General features: G+C 44.7%; 16 protein-coding genes and 2 pseudogenes. 4 read left to right on the top strand and 14 right to left on the bottom strand.

The features are described from left to right. Nucleotides 1–6 precede the first annotated feature (6 nt). Both EL210_RS11700 and EL210_RS11695 read left to right on the top strand, forming a co-directional pair. A complete protein-coding gene (locus tag EL210_RS11700; protein ID WP_018920476.1) occupies nt 7–2859 on the top strand; it encodes a M16 family metallopeptidase in 2853 nt (950 codons plus the stop codon). After that, entirely contained in the window at nt 2859–3746 is an 888-nt protein-coding gene (locus EL210_RS11695; RefSeq protein WP_026285956.1) for a ChaN family lipoprotein, read from the top strand. The genes EL210_RS11700 and EL210_RS11695 overlap by 1 nt, the downstream gene beginning before the upstream one ends. A 110-nt stretch (nt 3747–3856) precedes the next feature. Here EL210_RS11695 and folK read toward each other — a convergent pair whose 3' ends face one another. The 6 genes from folK to EL210_RS11665 form a co-directional block, all read right to left on the bottom strand. After that, a complete protein-coding gene (gene folK, locus EL210_RS11690) occupies nt 3857–4291 on the bottom strand; it encodes a 2-amino-4-hydroxy-6-hydroxymethyldihydropteridine diphosphokinase (RefSeq protein ID WP_018920474.1) in 435 nt (144 codons plus the stop codon). Beyond that, a complete protein-coding gene (gene queA / locus EL210_RS11685) occupies nt 4284–5450 on the bottom strand; it encodes a tRNA preQ1(34) S-adenosylmethionine ribosyltransferase-isomerase QueA (protein WP_004371662.1) in 1167 nt (388 codons plus the stop codon). The genes folK and queA overlap by 8 nt, the downstream gene beginning before the upstream one ends. Before the next feature lie 25 nt (nt 5451–5475). Continuing rightward, nucleotides 5476–6156 carry a tRNA pseudouridine(55) synthase TruB gene (truB, locus tag EL210_RS11680; RefSeq protein ID WP_018920473.1) on the bottom strand — a complete coding sequence of 227 codons (681 nt, stop codon included), beginning with the start codon at nt 6154–6156 and terminating at the stop codon, nt 5476–5478. Then, a complete protein-coding gene (locus tag EL210_RS11675; protein WP_018920472.1) occupies nt 6157–6987 on the bottom strand; it encodes an undecaprenyl-diphosphate phosphatase in 831 nt (276 codons plus the stop codon). It lies immediately after the preceding gene. Further along, nucleotides 6987–7229: a DUF3098 domain-containing protein gene (locus EL210_RS11670; protein ID WP_004371659.1), complete on the bottom strand. Its 243-nt coding sequence runs from the start codon at nt 7227–7229 to the stop codon at nt 6987–6989. The genes EL210_RS11675 and EL210_RS11670 overlap by 1 nt, the downstream gene beginning before the upstream one ends. Before the next feature lie 75 nt (nt 7230–7304). Then, nucleotides 7305–8183, bottom strand: a complete 879-nt coding sequence (locus tag EL210_RS11665; RefSeq protein WP_018920471.1) for a cell division protein FtsX — start codon at nt 8181–8183, stop codon at nt 7305–7307. Nucleotides 8184–8334: 151 nt separating this feature from the next. Here EL210_RS11665 and EL210_RS11660 point away from each other — a divergent pair, with 151 nt between their 5' ends. Beyond that, nucleotides 8335–9117, top strand: coding sequence for a radical SAM protein (locus tag EL210_RS11660; RefSeq protein WP_018920470.1), 783 nt, complete (start codon nt 8335–8337; stop codon nt 9115–9117). A 476-nt stretch (nt 9118–9593) separates the two neighbouring features. On the opposite strand, the gene lpxA is transcribed toward EL210_RS11660, so the two are convergent. After that, nucleotides 9594–10376, bottom strand: a complete 783-nt coding sequence (gene lpxA / locus EL210_RS11655; protein WP_018920469.1) for an acyl-ACP--UDP-N-acetylglucosamine O-acyltransferase — start codon at nt 10374–10376, stop codon at nt 9594–9596. Between the two features lie 211 nt (nt 10377–10587). Beyond that, nucleotides 10588–11988: a TolC family protein gene (locus EL210_RS11650; RefSeq protein ID WP_018920468.1), complete on the bottom strand. Its 1401-nt coding sequence runs from the start codon at nt 11986–11988 to the stop codon at nt 10588–10590. On the opposite strand from EL210_RS11650, the pseudogene EL210_RS14075 reads away from it, so the two are divergent. Continuing rightward, nucleotides 11936–12196: pseudogene (locus EL210_RS14075) on the top strand (PH domain-containing protein); the annotation flags it as partial. The gene EL210_RS11650 and the pseudogene EL210_RS14075 sit on opposite strands and share 53 nt — an antisense overlap. Here the strand turns inward: EL210_RS14075 and EL210_RS11645 are convergent. The 6 genes and pseudogenes from EL210_RS11645 to EL210_RS11620 form a co-directional block, all read right to left on the bottom strand. Next, nucleotides 12131–15262 (bottom strand): annotated as a pseudogene (locus EL210_RS11645) (efflux RND transporter permease subunit); the annotation flags it as partial. The pseudogenes EL210_RS14075 and EL210_RS11645 overlap by 66 nt on opposite strands. Nucleotides 15263–15361: 99 nt before the next feature. Further along, nucleotides 15362–16561, bottom strand: coding sequence for an efflux RND transporter periplasmic adaptor subunit (locus tag EL210_RS11640; RefSeq protein WP_018920466.1), 1200 nt, complete (start codon nt 16559–16561; stop codon nt 15362–15364). Nucleotides 16562–16910: 349 nt separating this feature from the next. Further along, entirely contained in the window at nt 16911–17636 is a 726-nt protein-coding gene (locus EL210_RS11635; RefSeq protein ID WP_025879688.1) for a hypothetical protein, read from the bottom strand. Nucleotides 17637–17912: 276 nt separating this feature from the next. Continuing rightward, entirely contained in the window at nt 17913–18173 is a 261-nt protein-coding gene (locus EL210_RS11630; protein WP_018920464.1) for a DUF2442 domain-containing protein, read from the bottom strand. A 3-nt stretch (nt 18174–18176) separates the two neighbouring features. Further along, nucleotides 18177–18434 carry a DUF4160 domain-containing protein gene (locus EL210_RS11625; protein WP_004377013.1) on the bottom strand — a complete coding sequence of 86 codons (258 nt, stop codon included), beginning with the start codon at nt 18432–18434 and terminating at the stop codon, nt 18177–18179. Nucleotides 18435–19794: 1360 nt separating this feature from the next. Next, the gene (locus EL210_RS11620; protein WP_018920462.1) at nt 19795–21246 is read right to left on the bottom strand and encodes a CCA tRNA nucleotidyltransferase; all 1452 of its coding nucleotides are present in this window, start codon (nt 21244–21246) and stop codon (nt 19795–19797) included. Nucleotides 21247–21271: the final 25 nt, after the last annotated feature.

Below are 21271 nucleotides of genomic sequence, written 5' to 3'. Positions count from 1 at the left end.
TATTATATGGAGAAAAAACTTATCAGACATACTCTTTTCTGGGCGATTGTGCTCGGACTTCTATTTGTAGGTAGGGCTTTTGCTCTGCCTTGCTTGCGTGTTAATAAATATATTACTCTGCCTAAAGGCACTGTTGAAGGACGATTGGATAACGGACTGCGTTATATTATCCTGCCCAATGAGTTGCCGAGACATAATATCGAGGTGAGAATGGTCATGAATATAGGCTCGTTGCAAGAAGAAAACGACCAACGAGGTGGTGCACATTTCCTCGAACATAGTGCCTTTATCGGAACTAAACACTTTCCAAAGCGGGCATTGATTGACTATTTTGAGCGCCAAGGTATGAAGTTTGGACGAGACATTAACGCCTTTACGGGCTTTGATCGCACTATCTATTGGCTCTCTTTGCCTTATCATTCGCAAGACAAGGCAGTATTGGACACCACCTTCTTGGCCCTTCGTGATTGGCTGTGTGACCTCACTTTTGATGATGAACGCGTGAAGAAAGAGCGCGGAGTCATTGTAGAAGAGTTGCGCGGTTATCAGCAAAATGACGATTTCTACAGCCTGAAAATGGGACAAAATCGCTATGCTGACCATATACCTTTAGGCACAGAACGCGATATTAACAGCATAGACAGCGACCGACTGAAAGCTTTCTATAAGCGTTGGTACACACCTTCACATGCCACTGTGCTTGTAATTGGACAGGTGAATGTGGCAGAAATCGTTGAAAAATTGCGCAAAACGGTGGGTACTATCCCAGCAAAAGCGGATAAAAAGCCTTTCAAACAGCTACCGATGACCTATGCAAAAGGAGCCGCTTGGATGCAGTTGTCCGACAGCATGCAGCGCGAAAGCAAACTGGAACTCATCATTCCACATCCTACAATCGTTGAAAAAACATTGCAGGATGCCGTCAACAAGCAACGCATGCGCATGTTGGCGCAATGCCTTTCAGAGCGATTTGCAGCTGATAGTATAAGGTGTAATGTATCAAATGATTGGTATCTAGCCGACAAAGATCATTTTGTGCTGTCGTTTCGCGGTGCTTCTTCGGCTCTGTTAGCGCAGCAGTTGGCTGCAGCTTCCTATGAATGTCGACGGCTGTTGCAGCGTGGAGTGGGGCAAGATGAACTGCAACAACTCATTCATACGCGTCTTGTGCATTTGTTACCTGATACCACACAGCAGCTTTCCGCTGATTTGTGCGATGATTTTATCGATTATATCACGGCAGAAGACCGCCCACTTTGGCATCCCGATGATGTGGAATGGGTGCGCAGTCAGGTGAAGATGACAACGAGTTTGCAGTTGCAGGAATATCTGAAAAGCATTCTTAAAGCCATGAAACGCAGTCGGTTGTATGCCTATACCTATGTTGCAGACAACGCAAATGCACCTCTTCTCAATGCAAAACAGGCTGACTTGGCTTGGAAACAAGGCTGGAAACGCCCCCTTGAATCTTATGTTTATCGACAGAAAGCACAGCCGAAAGAAGAGACTATTAAACTGCCTTCATGCTTGAAACAAACGCCAACATTCACAAATGCAAGCATTGAAAATCGGAAGAAATGGCCTGAACTTGGAATTGAGGAAATACAGTTGACAAACGGCATCAAGCTGCTTGTACGCCCAACCTTAGACGAAGACTCTACGATTTACTTAGCTGCAGTGGGACGAGGTGGCACGGCCGACCTCTCACCTCAAATGCAATTGAAGGTGCATGATGCTGTAAGTTATGTCGATATGGGCGGATTAGCCAAGGTGTCGTGCGACACTTTGTTGACCGTGATGACGCAACAACAGTTGTCGATGACGGTTGGTGAAGATGCCTATTGGCATCAGTTGCTGGCCTCTGCACCTGCAAAAAAGGCTACAGCATTGTTTAATTTGGCTTACGAAAAGCTGTGTTTTCCTGGTATTAACCGTGAAGATTTTGCCGAAACTGTGGCTTCTGAACTGGAAAACGTAGGCAAGGAAACTCTTTTAGACAGGCTCTTGGCCCACGATTCCGACCGCTTAATGACCAACACTATCGACTCGTTGGTGGGCAATGTGGCAGCAGGAACTGAGCGATTAGTTACAAAAGCAACGCTGCAGGCATTGAATATCGACACGATTACCAATTATTACAAGCGCTTGTTTGGCAATCCTTCGGGACTCACAATCATCTTAACGGGCAACTTCGATGCTGCACATGTGGTGCCCAAAGCCATTGCAACGTTTGCCCAAATGCAGGCACCGCAGTCGCCATTACCGTTGAACAACTCACCGTTTGCAGCTAAGAAACAGACGTTTTTCAAAGGCTTTGAGGGCGGAAACGATCATCAAACGGTGGCCAACTACGTCTTTGCAGGCAACTATACACCATCGCTTCAAGCCACATTGAGCATGAAACTGATACGCGATGTGTTGCAAGACCGTGTACTGAAAGTATTACGTGAGAACGAGAATATTGTCTATTCACCTTATGTAAACCTCTATTATAATGGTGTTCCACAGCAGAAATATCATTTCGTCATTAACCTTTCGCTGAAAGATGAGAACCGCCAGAGAGCTGAAATCCTCTTGCAAAGCATTCTTAAAGACTTGAAAGAAAAACCTGTCAGCACGGCAGAACTCGACAAGTTGAAGCGTTCTTTTCTCGTGACGAAAGACAAAGTGCTGACCGACAAGGCTCCTTCTGAATGGAAAACAGCATTGATGTCGTTGGTGAAGAATGGCGAGTCGTTGCACGATTTCAATGACTATGCCGCCTGTCTGAATGGCATAACGCCTGCAATGGTGCAGAGAATGATAAGTGAAATGTTGGATTGGAACCACCGAATGGTTGTATTTAAATCGCAGAAATAATGAGAATAATCAAGAATTTACGTTTGTTTTGCTGTGTCATCATCTTGTTCATGGCAGCTAATATGAGGGCCGAGAAACAGCCCGAAGCCTATCGTTTGTACGACAATAAAGGTAAAGCAATCACTTATGACCAGTTGGTGAAAGCGCTTTCCAAGGTAGATGTGGTCTTTGTTGGTGAGATCCATAACTGCGTTATCACGCATTGGCTGGAGCTGAAGCTGTTGGAAAGTCTCTACAAAGTGCATGGAAAGCAGTTGAAAATGGGCTTAGAGATGTTTGAAAGCGATAACCAACTCATCTTGGATGAGTATCTTCAACGTCAGATTACAGGCGAACGCTTTGAAGATGAAGCCCGACTTTGGCCGAATTACAGCACGGATTATGCCCCATTGATAGACTTTGCACGTGAGCACCACATGCCTGTTGTGGCGACAAATGTGCCACGTCGTTATGCCACTGCCGTGAAAGAGCATGGCCTTACCTATCTTGATTCGCTTTCGCTAGAGGCAAAATCCTATATGGCTCCATTGCCTATCCGTTTTCAGCAGAATGAAAACGTGGCACAAGGTTTTGCACTTATGGAGCTGATGGGCAAGAACAAGAAGGCCAATGCGCAGCAGATTGCCGAGGCGCAGGCTATCAAGGATGCTACAATGGCTTGGCGGATAGCACAGCATCTGCAGGGAAAGTTCATTCATTTCAATGGTAACTTTCACACCGATAGCCGTGATGGAATCATTCCTTACCTGTTACAATATAAGCCAGGCATTACTTATGCAGTGGTAAGGGCAGTGCGTCAAGAGGATATTTCGCATTTGGAAGACGACTACAAAGGCATTGCCGATTATTATATCTGTGTGCCCGAAGACATGATTACGTCATACTAAGTGAGATCATATACCTCATGCAGCCCTATTTTATCTCATCAAATGAAATGAATATAAAAATCTGGCTATAAGAAAACGAGACCTAAAAAAGGTCTCGTTTTCTTATAGTATTATTTCAATATCTGCCGTAATGGGATCATTACAAAATCGCGTTCATGCATAAAAGGATGAGGAATTTGCAGGTCAGGCTCATCAATTTGCAGGCTATCATAGAGCAGAATATCAATGTCTATGATACGATCGGCATACTGTTCACCTACAGATTTCTCCGTTCTCCCCATTTTCCGCTCTATCGCCTGTGTTACCTCAAGCAACTGTTGAGGCAATAAAGGCGTCTCAATGCACACACACATATTGATAAAAAGATTTGGAGAATCAAATCCCCAAGGTTCAGTTTCGAGCAAATCAGACTGTCTAAGCACCGTACCGACATTTGCCTCAAGATATCGGACAGCATCGCGCATGTTACGCTTTCGGTTTCCGATATTCGATCCTAAACTCAAATAAACCGTATGCAAAGCCACTTTCAGCCCTTTATCAATCATCAACGATCAACAAGGCATCACCGTAACAGCCAAACATATAGCCATTTTCAGCTGCCAAATTATAACATTCCATCACTGCCTCATAGCCACCAAAGGCCGCTGTTGTCATCAGAAGCGTAGAATAAGGATGATAGAAATTAGCCACCATTGAGTCTGCCAAGTCGAAGTCATAAGGCGGGAAGATAAACTTGTTGGTCCAACCGTCATATTCTTTCAGCATGCCATCAGTGCCGACGGCAGTCTCTGTAGCCTTCACAACGCTTACACCAACTGCTAAAACATGATGCCTTTCGCGCTTCGTCTGGTTCACACGCTGACATGCTTCAGCCGAAACAATCATCTGTTCTGAGTCCATTTTATGCTTTGTGAGGTCTTCCACTTCAATTGAATTGAAGTTTCCCAATCCACAATGTAGTGTGATATAAGCATCATGAATGCCACGGATTTCCATGCGTTTCATCAGTTCACGACTGAAATGTAAGCCTGTTGCAGGAGCCGTCACAGCACCTTCATTCTTTGCAAACACCGTCTGGAAGTCTTCCAGATCTTCAGGAGTTGCATGCGGTTCTTCGCGATTGTCAATGATATAACGAGGCAGGGGAGCCTCTCCCAAAGCGAAGAGTTCGCGCTTGAATTCCTCGTGATCACAATCATAGAGAAAGCGAAGTGTACGGCCACGACTGGTGGTATTGTCGATAACTTCAGCCACCATCGTACCTGTTTCATCAAAGAACAGCTTGTTACCAATGCGTATTTTACGCGCAGGTTCAACGAGAACGTCCCACAAACGCATCTCCGGGTTCAGTTCTCTAAGCAGAAACACTTCGATTTTTGCATCCGTTTTTTCTTTCGTTCCATAGAGACGTGCAGGGAAAACCTTTGTATCATTGAAAATAAAAGTATCACCTTCGCCGAAATAATCAAGGATATTGCGGAAGTCGAGATACTCTCCTTCAATGGGATTACCTTTAGAATCCTTCTTGAACATCTCTATCTGTCCAGACCGTTTGTGCAAAACCATCAGTCGACATTCGTCACGACGCGTTACCTGGAAACTGTCCTTAGTTCCATCTTCATTTTCAAACACTCGGGTGAAACTATGAGGATAGAGTGCAACTTGCTCCTCAGCCAGATTAAATTTGAACTGTGATAACTTCATATATTATTTTACTAATGTTTTAACTTTATTCTATCCATTCTCTGATATGCTCGTAATCGAGACATTTTTCAATCGTGAATTCTCCCACACGGGTACGTCGAAGTGCGGTCAGATAGGCTCCGCTGTCAAGTGCTCGACCTAAATCACGGGCTAAAGCACGGATATATGTACCCTTGCCACACACCACACGAATGCTCAACAGCATCTTTCCTGCATCGAAATCAGTCACTTCAATTTCGTCGATATGTATCTGCTTGGGACTCAATTTCACCTCTTCGCCGGCACGACGCAATTCATAAGCGCGGTCACCATTCACCTTTACAGCACTGAAAGTAGGGGGAACCTGCGCTATATCTCCAATGAACTGCTGCAATTTTTCATCTATCAAAGCCCGCGTAATATGTGCTGTAGGAAAGGTTGCATTGACTTCATGCTCCATATCATAGCTTACTGTAGTGGCTCCCAACTGCAGTGTTGCTGTGTATTCCTTCGTCTGTCCCTGGAATTCTTCAATGCGTTTGGTGGCCTTTCCCGTACAGAGAATGAGCACCCCCGTAGCCAAAGGGTCGAGTGTTCCGGCATGACCAATCTTCACTTTATAGCCCAATGTGCGTGAAAGCACATAGCGCACGTGAGCCAATGCGCCGAAACTTGAAATGCGATAAGGCTTGTCTATCGCAAAAATCTCTCCTGCCTTGAAATCCATTTAGTCAACCATTACGAGTGAATGACCCGTGGCCAAAAGTAGCAAAATCACTGTACCGATGATGATACGATACCATCCAAAGGCCTTGAAACCATATCTCGTGAGGAAGCTTACAAACCATTTCATGGCGAAGATTGCTACGATAAAGGCTACCACACAGCCTAAGACGAGCATCTCTATATTATGCGTTGTGGCCCAATCTGTACCTTCTTTGAACATATCCAACAGGTCAAGCAACGTGGCACCCGCCATAGTAGGCACTGCAAGAAAGAATGAAAACTCGGCTGCCCGCCGGCGAGTCAGCTTCTGTTGCATACCACCTACAATCGTCGACATACTGCGACTCATGCCCGGAATGACCGAAAGACACTGGAAACAACCTATCTTCAATGCGCGTTTCCAATCCACCTTATTCTCTTCAGTGCCCTTATTGAAGAGGCGATCACAGAACAACATGAACACACCTCCCAGCACTAAGGTTACCGCAACAACTTCAACACTGTCGAGCAATCTATCAAGCAGACCACTCTTCTTGGCCAACAAACCTACGATAACCGCAGGTATGACGCCTACTATCAGCAGTCCATAGAACTTCATCTTACTGAAGAACTCTTCTTTGGTGCGCATCTGGAAGAAACGTTTCCAATAAAGGCACACCACCGAAAGAATGGCTCCAAACTGAATAATGAATGTAAACGCATGAACAAAAGGGTCACCCTGTGGCACACCGAGCAGGTTCTGCGTGATAATCATGTGTCCTGTTGACGACACAGGAAGGAACTCTGTCAGTCCTTCAACAATCGCAATGATGAGCGTTTGAATGAAATCCATTAGTCTTCCTCGGTGTTGATGTCTTTTGGTTTACGGATGATTGCGTAGATAATCGACACAAAACCGACGAAACAAACTACCGGAGCAACCTTTATTCTCATCGTACTGAACACCTCCGGATTAAAGGCTTGCTCTGTAGAACCACTCCCACTCATGAGGATAAAGCCCAAAATAACAACTGCCATTCCTATGGCCAACAGGATGAAGTTGACCTTATCGAATGCTAAATTCTTTTTGTCCATAAATTGTTTTCTGTTATATGTTTTCCTGCTTTGAGCCTTGCCACACGCACAAATAACCCATCACAAGCATTGAAATCAAATTTTATACAGTTCGCCGGCTTTCATCTTCAGGAACTTGTTGACTGAAAGACTCGCACAGATTGCCGTGATGATGATGCCAAAAAGGAACACAGCCAAGGCCGTTATCACCATCACTTCGGGGGTAACCACCGTCAAGATTTCGGGTTCATACGTGTAGAGTGCATAGACAAAACAGCCCAAAACGATCACTGCCAACAAAGCTGCAACGATGCCGACTGCCACTGACCGCCACACAAACGGACGGCGAATGAACCCCCATGAGGCACCGACCAACTTCATCGTATGAATGGAGAAACGACGTGCATAGATACTCAAGCGCACGGTGTTGCTGATGAGTGAGAACGACACAAACGTCAGCAAGCCCGCCAATATCAACAGAACAAAACTGATTTTCTGCAAGAACGTGTTGACACTTTCCATCAAACCTTTCTGATAGGTGATATTACCCACCTTAGGATAACGCTTCAATTCCTTGGTAATCCATTTCAAAGAATCGTTGTTGGCATAGTCACCTTTGAGCTTAATCTCTATGGAAGCCTGAAACGGATTGATGCCGATAAACTCCGAAGGATCTGTTCCCAAAGCCTGTGTCTGCTCCTTCAAAGCCTGCTCCTTACTGATGAAATCCACTTTGTTGATATAGGAATACTGATGCAAACGACTGCAAAGTTGCTGTGCTTCGGGATTGGTCATATCATCCTGAAGCATCATCGTCACAACAAGATTCTCCTTTACATAGGTTGACATATTCCTGGCTGTAAGCACAGAAAAGACGACAATTCCCAACAAAATCAACACCATAGCCGTGCTGATACACAAAGTAACAACCTGCAATCCATGACGATTGCGAGCAGCTTTACGTTTCTTTCTCATTCCACAACAGCGTATAATACACCAAATATCTTGCAAAGATAATGCTTAATTCGCCGTCATACAATAGTTTAACCTCCATTAACTATTAAATCATTCTAATTTAGTAGCAACACCTGTAATCCTGATATATTTCGCTATCTTTGTCACAAATATGAGCACAATCATTTATCCCTCTCCCATTTTCGGCCCTGTTCACAGTCGCAGATTGGGGATTTCATTAGGCATCAACCTTATGCCGGCCGACGGTAAGGTGTGTACTTTCGACTGCATCTATTGCGAATGCGGCTTCAACAAGCAGCATGTGCCTACTCAAAAGCGACCTACACGCGAGGAAGTGGCCACGCAGTTAGAGACCAAACTGCGCGAAATGCACGCACATGAGGAGTTTCCCGACGTACTGACTTTTGCGGGGAACGGCGAACCTACAGGTCATCCTGATTTCAAGGCAATCATCGAAGACACCATCAAACTGCGCAACCAATACTGTCCCAAGGCCAAAATCAGCGTGCTCAGCAACAGCACTTTCATTTTTAACGACAGTGTCCGTGAGGCGTTGATGAAGGTAGACAACAACATACTGAAAGTGGACACGGTCGACATGGACTATATCCGGACGGTGGATCGCCCATTGCAATCCTCGTATGATATCCACAAAATCATTGAAGGCTTGAAGCTTTTTAAGGGGCATGTCATTATTCAATCCATGTTTATGAAAGGCAAAACCGAAGACGGAATCGATGTAGACAACACGCAGGAGCAGTTTGTCGACCCATGGTTGCAGGCTGTCAAGAGCATCAGACCGCAAGAAGTGATGATTTATACCATTGACCGTGAGACCCCGGATCATGCGCTCTTGAAGGCTACCCACGAGGAACTTGATGCCATTCGCGACCGTGTTATCGCGGAAGGAATACCTTGCACGGCATCCTATTAAGGAGAAAGAGGGAAGCCTCCCCTGGCTCATTAATTGTCAATATAATTCAAAACCGATTTGCATTTGCCTCAAAAATTCATTATCTTTGCATCAGCGGAGGGTCTGTTACGGCTCTCCTTTTTTCGTGTCTTGATTTTCATGAAAGCCCGATAAACACGGAGACAGCCCACAACAAGCCCCATTCTGACTTCTCATTTGCGTCAAATCGCGATACAATCTGCGTCAAAATACAAGGTGATTTGAGGCAGATGACACGACAATCAGACCGAGATTGCAAGCTGAAAACACGTCATTTCTGAAGTTAAGGAAAAACAGAACAATCTGCATTTCCACAGAACAATCTTTTTTGTTACAGTTTTTTACTATTTTCATCCGTGTTTTATCCTGTTGCAGTTTCGGGTGAGAGAGCTAACCGAAAAGAGGAGGTTACCTCTCGGAAACCTCCTCTGCACGTAGTGTAAAATGTATAGGTATGCCTACATTTTACCTATGATGCCCAATTCAGTAGCATTGAGGAATTCCAAAATACTACGGATTTCAGCACTGTCAGGCACCTGATCTTTAATCTGATGCACGGCATCAAAGAGACTCGTCTGACCGTGGAACACGAGTCGATAGGCGTTTGCAACATGCTTCTGAACCTTTTCATCAATGCCGTTACTGCCCATCATCACGTTGTTAGGCCCGGTATATGAGGCCGGTTTTCCACCAACAATGGTATACGGTGGCACGTCTTTTGAGAATGTCGTTCCAGCCTGAATCATGGCCAAACTGCCGACACGCGTCTTTGCATTCTCTATGACACTGGAACTGAAAATGACATTATCGCCGATGCAACAATCGCCTGCTATCTTCGTGCCATAACCGAAAACGCAGTGATTCCCCACGACAGTATCATGCGAAATATGAACGCCTTCCATGAGGAAGTTGCCGTTACCGATGACGGTTTTGCAGCCTTCATGCGTGGCACGGTTAATGACTACGTTCTCACGAATGATGTTATTGTCGCCGATGATGAGCTCACTTTGTTCGCCGCAGAAATTGAAATCCTGCGGCAATGCACCCAAGACTGCACACTGATGCACCTTGTTGTTGCTGCCCATCTTCGTGCCGTTGAGGACACTCGTGAATGGAAAAAGCACACAGTTGTCGCCGATCACTACGTCGTCTTCAATATACACGAACGGAAATATCTTGCAGTTGTCGCCGATTTTAGCTTTCGGTGACACCTCTGCTCTTGGACTTATATCACTTGACATAGTTGTAAATGTTGAATGAGTAATGTTGAATGTGAAGTTATTTTCATGTGGAATGAGGAGTGAGAAATGTGGAATTGTGTTTTAATGTGAAGTGAGGAGTGTTGGATATGGAATTGTTTTAATGTGGAATGTAGCGTGACATATCATTCCACATTCCTCATTCCACACTCCTCATCAGCATCATTCCACACCCCATATTTCTCATTTCACATCATCTACTCCCTCCTCCTAATGCACTATAGAGGTTGACTACGGCCTGCATCTTGCTGAAATCGTCGGCCACTTTGGAGAGTTCTGCATTGAGAAGACTGCTCTGTGCGGTGATCACTTCAAGATAGGTGCTGCCTGCACTTGCCATTAATTCCTTCGTGTCGTCAACGTTCTTCTTGAGCACTTCAATCTGCTTGGCCTCAACTTTCGACTTCTCTTCGGCGCTGTTATATTGCACCAGAGCGTTGCTGACCTCGCTTCCTGCAGTGAGAACAGCGTTCTGCCAGGTGTTGAAAGCCTGCTCGTATTGAGCTTTCGCCACTTTAAGTCCGGCCACAAGTTTACCATTCTGGAAGATAGGTTGCGTCAAGGAACCGACTGCAGTGAGTAACCACTTGCCGGGATTAACTATCCCCATGCCCCCACTATTGGTGAAAGCACCGCTCGCATTGATGTTAAGCACAGGATAGAAACGGCTGCGTGCGGTCTCCACATTATAGAAACACTGCGCCAATGCCATTTCAGCTGCATGGACATCAGCACGATTTTGCAGTAATTGCAGCCCCACTCCGGTAGAGAAATTGACCGGCAGCATCTGGTCTTCAAGCTTACCTCGGCTGATGCTTTGTGCCTGCTGACCGATTAAAAGCGAAAGAGCGTTCTCGGTTTCACGTATCTGTCGCTTGATATCTACCTTTTGGGTGAGCACTGAATAGTAGTTGGCTTCGGCTCTTTGAACGGCAGTAGAGCGCACACCTACTATGGCATCTTTCTGCAAGACCATGATATCCCAGGTGTCTTTCGTCAGCTTTTCCATGTCTGTTACCAATTCCATTTGCTTGTCAAGCATAAGGAGTGTGTAGTACATATTGGCGATGTTGGCAATCAACTTGGTCTGAACAGACACCTGATAATCCTTACTTTGCAGCAAAGCTACCTGTGCGGCACGCTTCGAAGAGAGCAGCGTTCCAAAGAGATCTACGTTCCAACTGGCTGTAACCGGCAAGCTGTAAACCTTGTTTGCCTTGTTTCCATCCCATGAAGAGATAGTGCCTTGTGGCGTAAAAGCAAACGAAGGAAGAAATGAAAGCTTAGCCGCCTTGAGCTGAGCCTCGGCCATTTGCACGTTCAATGCAGCATTGAGAAGGTTTGGGTTGTGGGCCAATCCCTGCTCAATAAGCCTCTGCAGCTGTGTATCGGTAAACACACTGCGCCATGGGATGTTGGCAAATGTAGCCGTATCTGTGGCGACAAGTGTGTCTTTGTCGGAGACAACATCGCGGAACACACCGCTCGTGTTGACCTCCGGACGTTCATATTTGCCATAAAGACTCTTGCATCCCGTCAGCATGACGGCTGCAATTGCCATGAGAAATATCGTCTTATTTATATTCTTCATCATCTTAATTCTTATTGTTGTTAAGGGTTACGACACCATTCTTGTGGGCATATTGCTCAAGTTCGGAGGTCACCTCCTCGTTCAGTTCCTCTTCAAACTTCAACGGAGATATCTTCTCTTGCAACCATTGGAAAGCCACAAAGAGAGCCGGAACAATGAAAAGCTGACACAAAGTACCAATCAACATACCGCCCACGGCAGCCGCACCAAGGGTCTGGTTGCCGTTCTTGCCAACACCACTTGCAAACATCAACGGCAGAAGACCTATGACCATAGCGAGTGAAGTCATCAGAATTGGACGCAGACGAGCAGCTGCACCGAGGATAGCACTATACTTGATAGCCATACCAGTGTGTCGTCTTTCGAGCGCAAACTGTACAATCAAGATGGCATTCTTAGCCAACAGACCGATCAACATGATGAGCGATATCTGCATATAGATGTCATTCGAGTGTCCGAAGAGCATCGTAAAGAGGAATGCTCCGGCCAATCCGAACGGAATGGAAAGGATTACCGACAACGGAAGAACATAGCTCTCGTACTGTGCACTGAGGATTAAATAGACAAAAATCACACAGAGAACGAGCACAATAGCCGTTGCATTGCTGCTCTCCGCCTCTGATCTTGTCAGTCCGGAATACTCATATCCATAGCCCTGAGGCATCGTATTCTTCGACACTTCGGCTATAGCTTGCATGGCTTGACCTGAAGAATAGCCCGTGTTTGGCGTCACACTGACGTTTATTGCGGTATACAAATTGAAGCGGGCAATATTGGATGGGCCGTAAACACGCTTCAAAGTACAGAACTCCGAGACCGGAGACATCTGACCACTTGCCGTGCGAACGTAGATATTCGACAGCTGTTCAGGACGTAAACGGTCGTTTGGTGCAGCCTGAATCATCACACGATAGAGCTTACCATAAGCGTTGAAATTGGATGCATACATACCCCCGAGGTAGCCTTGCAGCGTAGAAAGCACCACAGTTGGAGAGATACCGGCCTGCTTTGTCTTGGCAACATCGACGTCAACCATGTACTGTGGATAGTTAGGATTATATGTTGTCATGGCCTGCTTCACCTCTGGTCGCTTGTTCAACTCCTTGAGGAAGTCCTGCGCAACGTTGAAGAACTTGTTCAAATCTCCACCGGTTTTGTCCTGAAGTGTCATCGTAATACCATTCTGAACAGAGAAACCCGGCACCATTGGAGGGCCGAATGCCAAGATCTGGGCATCCTTGATAGAAGCCGTCTGCTTATAGATCATGCCTAAAACAGAGTTCGATTCCAACGGATTTACAAGCAAAGCCATCGGGTCTCCCTGCGAGATTGCATTCTTGATACGTGTGAAGAAGCCGCCTGAACGCTCTTCGAAAGGCTTCAACTTGATGATGAACGTAGCCTGATCCGAACCTTGTCCGGCAATGAAGTTATAGCCGGCAATGCCTTCGCGACGCTGAATGGCAGGATTACTTGCCAGCATCTTGTCTACTTCCTCAACGATTTCGTGAGTCCGTTCCTGGCTCGTTCCCGGATTGGCTGATATCATCACGAACAGCGTTCCGGTATCTTCATCAGGCACAAGTCCCGTCTTTGTGAACTTCATTGTAATCACCAAAGCTGCTATTCCAACAGCAACGGCAATGCCAGCCCACACCTTATGGTTGATAATACGGGTGACACCTTTCTTATATTTATTAGTAGTCTTATCGAAGATACGGTTGAAATTACTGTGGAAACGACTCACAAAGTTCTTGTTTGTCTCGTCTTTTTCCTCGTCATGTGGCTTCAACAGTATCGCACAAAGAGCCGGAGAAAGTGTCAAAGCGTTAAGAGCGGAGATGACAATTGACAGTGCCATCGTCACACCGAACTCTCTATAGAACGTTCCCGAGGTGCCTCCGAGGAAGGAAACAGGCACGAACACTGCCGCCATTACAAGCGTAATGGAGATGATAGCGCCTGAAATTTCGTTCATTGCATCAATAGATGCCGTCAAAGCACTCTTGTAACCTTGGTCTAACTTGGCATGAACGGCCTCAACAACTACTATGGCATCGTCCACAACAATGGCGATGGCAAGCAGCAAAGCGGACAGAACGAGCAGGTTGATTGAGAAGCCAAAGACCCAAAGGAAGAAGAAAGTACCTATCAATGCCACAGGAACGGCAATCAAAGGAATAAGCGTTGAGCGTATATCCTGCAGGAAAATATAGACCACAAAGAATACCAATGCTAACGTAATGAACAGCGTTATAACTACTTCTTCTATGGAAGCAAAGAGGAATTCTGTTGTATCCTGCTCTATCGTATATTCCATTCCGGGAGGGAAACTCTTGCTGGCTTCTTTCAAAGCAGCCTTTACAGCCTTGGCAATATCCGTGGCATTAGACCCTGCAATCTGGTTAACCATACCCATAACTGCAGGCTGTCCGTTGTTGATGAGCTTCACATTATACATCAATGCGCCTAATTCCACCTTGGCAACATCCTTCAATCGCAGGGTCTCTCCCGTCATTGAGCTTTTCAACATGATGTTTTCAAACTCCGGAACCGACTTCAGGCGACCTTTATATCTCAGTGCATATTCATAGGCAACAGACCCACTTTCGCCCAAAGAACCAGGCGCAGCTTCGATGTTCTGCTCTGCCAATACACCGGTTATATCAGAAGGAACCAAGCCATACTGCTTCATCTTGTCGGGTTGAAGCCATATTCTCATGGAATAAGTCTCCGTTCCCGGCGTCTGCACATCACCTACACCTTTGATACGTTTCAACTGTGGAACGATGTTGATGTTATTGTAGTTTGTCAGGAACTGACCGTCATAACGACCGTCTTCTGTGGTCAATGAATACATGATTACATTGGAAGACTGACGCTTAGAGACTGTCACACCGGCACGAGTAACCTCAGCCGGCAGCAAAGCCTGAGCCTGCTGGACACGGTTCTGCACGTTGACGGCCGCCATATCTGCATTCGATCCCTGCTTGAAATATACCGTTATCATCGCCATTCCCGAGTTAGTTGCGGTCGAAGACATATAGGTCATGTTCTCTACACCATTGATACTCTCTTCCAAAGGCGTAATAACGGAGTTCAAAACTGTCTGTGCATCGGCTCCCGTATACGAGGTCATGACCGATATTGTAGGCGGTGCGATGTCTGGATACTGCTCAATAGGCAGTGAAACCAGACCGATTGCACCCAGCAAGACGAAGAAGATTGAAATCACCGTCGACAGTACCGGGCGCTTAATAAAGTTTGTAAATGTCATACGTTCTTATTTCATTTCACCATAAGTGCGCTTTCTTGCCATGATAAAGTTCAAGAAAACTTGACCTTACTCATTTGGTTTATCGAAAACATTCTTATCTTATTTTCCTTTCATCACATCAACAAAGCCACTTGCCGAGCCTTGCTTGGCACCGAGTTTAGCGGCATCATCAATGCTCTTTTGATAGGCAGCAAGCGTCACCGGCTTGATTTCCATCTTATCGGAAAGCTTCGTCAAGCCTTTAACAACAATGCGGTCGCCTACCGAAAGACCGCTTGTCACGATATAAGTGTTGCCGTCATTCTGTGGGTTCACCTTGATTTCAGTGTAATACACCTTATTATTTTTACCCACTTTATACACAAACAGCTTGTCTTGAACAGACACTGTAGCCTCTTGGGGAATAACAATCGCATGATTGTCTGTGCGTGGAATGATGATCTGTCCGGCTCCCCCGCTCTTCAACAGGCGTTCAGGATTGGCAAAATGAGCAATGAGTGAATAGGCACCTGTAGAGGAGTTAATCACTCCACTCATCTTAACGACCTTTCCGGGATGGTTGTATAGCGAACCATCAACAAGCTGCAACTTCACCGCCGGAAGGTCTTTCAGAGCAGCAGTAACGCTTCCTGCGGTCTTCGTCAGCCCCAGAATATCATTCTCCGACATGGAGAAGAACACCTCAACCGTACTGACATCAGAAACCGTAGTCAACGGATCAACCGACGAAGCACTGACTAATGCGCCCGCTTTATAAGGCAAACTGCCAATCACACCAGCGGCAGGACTCTTCACCATACACCAGCTTAAAGTCTCCTTTGCAGAGGCCAATGCAGCCATGGCCTGCGCCAAAGAAGCCTGTGCTGTGGCATAAGTGTTCTGCGCAGTAGACAGTTCATATTGTCCGATTACCTTCTTATCAAACAGCTTCTTGTTGTTTTCATAAGTCAAACGAGCCGTATTCAGCTGTGCACGGGCCGTGTTGACACTGGCCTGTGCCTGGCGAACTGCAGCCTGATAAGTTTCACTATCAATTGAAAAAAGCGGCTGACCGGCTTTCACAACCTGTCCTTCATGCACATAAACTCTCGTGATGAAGCCCGACACTTTAGGGCGAACCTCAACATCTTGAATGCCTTTTATCGTTGCCGGATATGTGGACTGAAGCGATGCGCTGTTGGCACCAACCGTCTCAACAGGGAACTCGTTGTTGCCGAATTTAGGCATTGAGCCGCCACCGCCACAAGCAGTAAGCGAAGCGGTTACTGCCGCAACAAACAAAAACTTAATAATTTTCATACCTATTTATATATTTAGAACTTATCCTATTCCTATTTTCTTTCTGCAACTGATGCTCGCTATCGGATTTCATGTTGCATCAAATCATCATAAGAAAACCCAAAACAACAAAAGAGTTTTGGTACTGCAAAGTTACAAATTAAAATCAGAAAGTGTCATGAATTGACTTTACTTTTTAACAAAGATTACAGCAAGAAGCACATAAGACACCCCTAAAACAAAAGCTGGAAAAGCAAAGACAGCCCTTCATATGCATGTTACATGCGTACAAAGGGCTGTCATTCAACAGACGTCCAAGCCTTTTCTTTCCGGCTGACTACACTCAGCAAACGGATAACATAAACCTGCCTTAATGTTTCTCTGCACGCAGATTTTCTTCCACATACAGCTTGATTGCAGCTGCACAATCGGCATCATTGCCCGCACGTACAGCCCCTATCATCCAGTAAGCATACTTACCCATGCGCATATTTTTCAATGCTTCGATGTTCGAACCGTATCGAAGTTCGATGTGATAAGTGTCAGCCGGCGTGTCGGGAAGCAACATAAAGTAAGTGAATTCGTCCCGATTGCCATCATCACTCTTATAGAATTCGGCACCGAAGGCCTTGTCTTTCCCAACCAAAGAATAGGTATGCGAGAACACACGTGAGCCACTTGCATCGACCCCTGTAATCCTTCTGCCTTTGAAAGTCAATTGATCTACACCGTGTTTGAAGCGACAATCAAACTGAAAAGTGCCACTGTAATCCTTATTGTCATTGGCAAAAGCTCCGAATTTCCTTACAGCTTCACTCCCGATACAGGTGCCGTTGCACTTATTTTTCATCTTAGCCACAGCCTCGGAAGCCTTTTCCTTGCCCACATACTTCGCTGCTTCAGCAAGCCAGAGCGAGTCCCATTTCGACGCATTTGCACCGTTATCAGAGAAAAACGCAACATAAGTTCCCTCCACTTTCGCCTGCCTTTGAGTTGGCTTCTTCACCATTTTAGCCTTACCGACAGGACTTCCTGCCATAGCCATAAGACCTGCCATGCACAGCAACACGACACTTAATAAAAAATTCTTTTTCATCTTTAATTGTGGTTTTAGATATGAATTAATCTGTTAAGACTTTACAAAAATATGCCTTTTCTACAATCATAACAATACCTAAACCACATGAAATGCAAGCTACCTACAAATGAGTAGGAATGCAAGAAAACAGCAAGAGATTGTATTTATAATAGTCATTGCTAACCCCACACCTTTGAATCTCCTCAAAGAAATCAATCACCAAATTCTGCAATCTCAACAATGAAGCAGAATACAATGAAACAAAATAAAAGGACAAAACTACTATAATATACTCTATAAGCGCACACTTTGTGCATAAAGAAACTCGGGTGCAAAACCTACTTCGTTGTTCCAATCAATCGTAAACGGGTCTAATGTAAACGATTTGAAATAGTCCTTATCCTGCAATTTTCGGCAAATACCTTCCTGCATCAACGGAGTGAAGTCGAGCAACCGTTCCTCTCCATTGCTGAAAGTGATACGAAGCGTGTTATCATTTACATACACCGCTGCTGTAACCGTTAATATCTGAGCACTATCTTTCTGTTTCATCATCGTTTATTTTAAGGGTTCTATCTTGTTAGCTGACTCACGATTAGAAAGCCGTTCCCAGTTTTCCATTAACTCTTCCTTATGCAAATCAAGCCATTCATATACCATTTTAATAGCTCTGCGAGGTAAAGAGCCTGTGACTATTCCGTCAGTTATGGTCATTGTTGCTTTATAATCATCATACCAAATATGGAAATGTGGCGGATTATGATCTGCTATATACATATAAATTACAATTCCATAAAATCGGCTTATCTCTGGCATAACGTTTCAGTTTTATTGTTTATCACAAGGCAAATATAGGAAATTAAAGCGATATTTGCAAATGATTGAATATCTTTCTGCTTAATCTTGTTGGGAAATAGGCTAAAGACAAAATGAAAAGGAACATATAGACAGTCTTCTTTGAACAAGCATTTAAACACTGTGAAAAAACAAGTAGGAATGCAAAAAGAATGCAGTAAAGAATATTTATAATTATCGTTGTAAAACTCGCGTATTTGAAATGAAAAAGACTTAGACTCGAAATACGCGAGTTTTGAGCCTGTTTTACAACTTCTTATCTATCAAACAATTAGGCAATCTGCAACAAAATTCAACACAAAAAAACATGATAAAAGCATGCAAAATGAATGAAATCAACGTATAAAATCAGTCACTTCAGCATGCAATATCAGTCATTCGGCAATGCTATCTGACGCTAATTACCATGCAACATGAGTCAAAATGCAACGTAAGACAACTGAAATTGAAAAGCAACTCATCAGAAAATGATGAGAAAGAACCTTTTTCTTGATTTTCAATTTCTATTTTGCAGAAATGAAACTACATGTTTTTTGGTCAACAAAGTTTACAAAACGAAGAGAAAATATGTAGCGGGATAAAATGGAACGGCAAACTAAAAGGTGCCGTTTTGTATAGGAGACAAAACCATAATAGCCAAAGATTTATTCTAATTTTGCAACAACAATGCCTGCAATAAATCTATAAAAACAAAACTGATAGACGACAAAGAATGAAGTTTTTCAGGGATTTAACATCTCTTAGCCACATTGATGATTATTATTCTCCTTACAATCTGTATATTTGTAACATAGAGTTAAACATCTAAAACCAAACAAATTAATGAATAAAAGAATAATAACAATGATGCTTGCGGATGAAGATTTTAAAAAATAAAAACGTCAAAGAAGTGCGAAACAAAACATAGACCTCTCAACTTGAGAACACCTATTCGTTGCCTATATTCACAGAGAAACAGAGAATGAGAAACAGAGAATGCCCATATTGTCACAAAGAAATCTCCCTAAAACGCTGCTTCTTGTATATCTATCGAGGCACAAACTACCCGACAAGATGTAACCATTGTAGCCATAAAATCATGCTCGTTCGGGAACCCGTTCCCTTCATGTATTGTGTCTGTGCAGGCTTTCTTTGCATCTATATACCCACAAGTTTATTCCTTTATTTTTATCATTTCTCTTTTTGGAAAGCCGCTTTATGCAGTCTACCTTTCGCACTTATTTGCTTCATTGTCTGCGTAGTGCTCACATTTAAAAGGCTTTTCTTTAAGAGAACAGATTAACAGACAATCTGCTATATCACGCTTAGACACTTCTCTTTTCTACTCTACCAATCCCATGCTTTTAGCTTTCTTCATCAACAATTGCATGAGGGGTTCGCGCTCATTTTCAACCTTGTTGTCGAGCACTGCGTCTTTCAAAGTCTGCTTTAATTGGCCTACTTCACGGCAAGGGCCAAGGTGGAACATCTCCATAATCTCGTTACCGTCGATGCAAGGTTGCAGGAGTCGCTTGTAATCGCGCACCTTCAAGTCGGCTATTTTCTCGCGAACAATGCGGAAGTTATCTAAGAAACGCTGTTTTCGCACTTGGTTCTTGCTCGTGATATCAGCTTCACAGAGCATCATTAAATCGTCAATATCATCGCCCGCATCATTCATTAAACGGCGCACAGCACTGTCGGTTACTTCTTCATCGGCAATGACAATAGGACGCATGTGCAGGTCGACCATCTTCTGAACATACTTCATCTTGCTGTCCATAGGCAGCTTCATGCGACGGAATATGCCCGGTATCATCTTTGCACCCACGTAGTTATGGTTGTGGAAAGACCAGCCGACAACGTTGTCCCAACGCTTACAACGAGGCTTTCCTATGTCATGAAACAGTGCCGACCAGCGCAACCAGAGGGCCATTTCGCCTAACTTGCCATTGTTAGTTTGCGCTTTGCAGAGGTTATCAAGCACCTCTAAAGTATGATAAAAGTTATTCTTGTGGGCACGACCATTGCGGGTTTCAACCACATCAAGCGCCACCAACTCGGGGATAATCAGCTGAAGCAGCCCACAACGGTAAAGATCTATGAAGCCTTTGCTTGGCGTTTGGGTCAGCATTATCTTGTTAAGTTCGTCGTCAATACGCTCTCCACTGATGATTTTTATACGCTCGGCATTACGCTGCAAGGCTTCAAACGTCTCGTCTTCGATAAAGAAATTCAACTGTGTTGCAAAGCGAATACAACGCATCATGCGCAGAGGATCATCGGAAAATGTTATATCTGGGTCGAGCGGTGTACGGATAATACCGTCTTCCATGTCGTAAACGCCATCGAAAGGATCAACAAGTTGGCCGAAACGCTCCTTGTTCAGGCATACTGCCAAGGCATTGATGGTGAAGTCACGGCGGTTCTGATCGTCTTCAAGTGTACCGTCTTCAACATGCGGTTTGCGCGAATCGTGGCTGTAACTCTCCTTTCGTGCCCCCACGAATTCAATCTCCATGCCACCATATTTCACCTGTGCTGTGCCGAAATTACGGAACACTGAGAGATGAGCACGCCTGCCCAAGCGGTTCTTCAGTTCGCTTGCAACCTGTATTCCACTGCCAACGACGACGACATCTATATCGTTTGACGGGCGTTCAAGGAACAAATCACGCACATATCCGCCCACAACATAGCACTCAAGTGCCAGTTTGTCGGCCGCTTCTGAAATCAGGTGGAAGATATCTTTATTGAGTAGACGCGCCAAATCAGCGTCAGTTAGATTTCTCATTGTTGCTTAATTTCTCTTAACTTGC

Origin of the sequence: Segatella oris (assembly GCF_900637655.1) — a bacterium.
In the GTDB taxonomy this organism is placed as follows: Bacteria; Bacteroidota; Bacteroidia; order Bacteroidales; family Bacteroidaceae; genus Prevotella; species Prevotella oris.
This window is presented reverse-complemented; position numbering and strand designations above follow the sequence as displayed.

Excerpts from the sequence above, each read along its gene's own strand:
- EL210_RS11665 (WP_018920471.1), bottom strand. The coding sequence starts at position 8,183 with ATGAGAAAGAAACGTAAAGCTGCTCGCAATCGTCATGGATTGCAGGTT.
- EL210_RS11625 (WP_004377013.1), bottom strand. The coding sequence starts at position 18,434 with ATGCCAGAGATAAGCCGATTTTATGGAATTGTAATTTATATGTATATA.
- truB (WP_018920473.1), bottom strand. The coding sequence starts at position 6,156 with ATGGATTTCAAGGCAGGAGAGATTTTTGCGATAGACAAGCCTTATCGC.
- EL210_RS11700 (WP_018920476.1), top strand. The coding sequence starts at position 7 with ATGGAGAAAAAACTTATCAGACATACTCTTTTCTGGGCGATTGTGCTC.
- EL210_RS11695 (WP_026285956.1), top strand. The coding sequence starts at position 2,859 with ATGAGAATAATCAAGAATTTACGTTTGTTTTGCTGTGTCATCATCTTG.
- lpxA (WP_018920469.1), bottom strand. The coding sequence starts at position 10,376 with ATGTCAAGTGATATAAGTCCAAGAGCAGAGGTGTCACCGAAAGCTAAA.
- queA (WP_004371662.1), bottom strand. The coding sequence starts at position 5,450 with ATGAAGTTATCACAGTTCAAATTTAATCTGGCTGAGGAGCAAGTTGCA.
- EL210_RS11620 (WP_018920462.1), bottom strand. The coding sequence starts at position 21,246 with ATGAGAAATCTAACTGACGCTGATTTGGCGCGTCTACTCAATAAAGAT.
- EL210_RS11650 (WP_018920468.1), bottom strand. The coding sequence starts at position 11,988 with ATGATGAAGAATATAAATAAGACGATATTTCTCATGGCAATTGCAGCC.
- EL210_RS11635 (WP_025879688.1), bottom strand. The coding sequence starts at position 17,636 with ATGAAAAAGAATTTTTTATTAAGTGTCGTGTTGCTGTGCATGGCAGGT.
- EL210_RS11675 (WP_018920472.1), bottom strand. The coding sequence starts at position 6,987 with ATGGATTTCATTCAAACGCTCATCATTGCGATTGTTGAAGGACTGACA.
- EL210_RS11630 (WP_018920464.1), bottom strand. The coding sequence starts at position 18,173 with ATGATGAAACAGAAAGATAGTGCTCAGATATTAACGGTTACAGCAGCG.
- EL210_RS11670 (WP_004371659.1), bottom strand. The coding sequence starts at position 7,229 with ATGGACAAAAAGAATTTAGCATTCGATAAGGTCAACTTCATCCTGTTG.
- folK (WP_018920474.1), bottom strand. The coding sequence starts at position 4,291 with ATGATTGATAAAGGGCTGAAAGTGGCTTTGCATACGGTTTATTTGAGT.
- EL210_RS11660 (WP_018920470.1), top strand. The coding sequence starts at position 8,335 with ATGAGCACAATCATTTATCCCTCTCCCATTTTCGGCCCTGTTCACAGT.
- EL210_RS11640 (WP_018920466.1), bottom strand. The coding sequence starts at position 16,561 with ATGAAAATTATTAAGTTTTTGTTTGTTGCGGCAGTAACCGCTTCGCTT.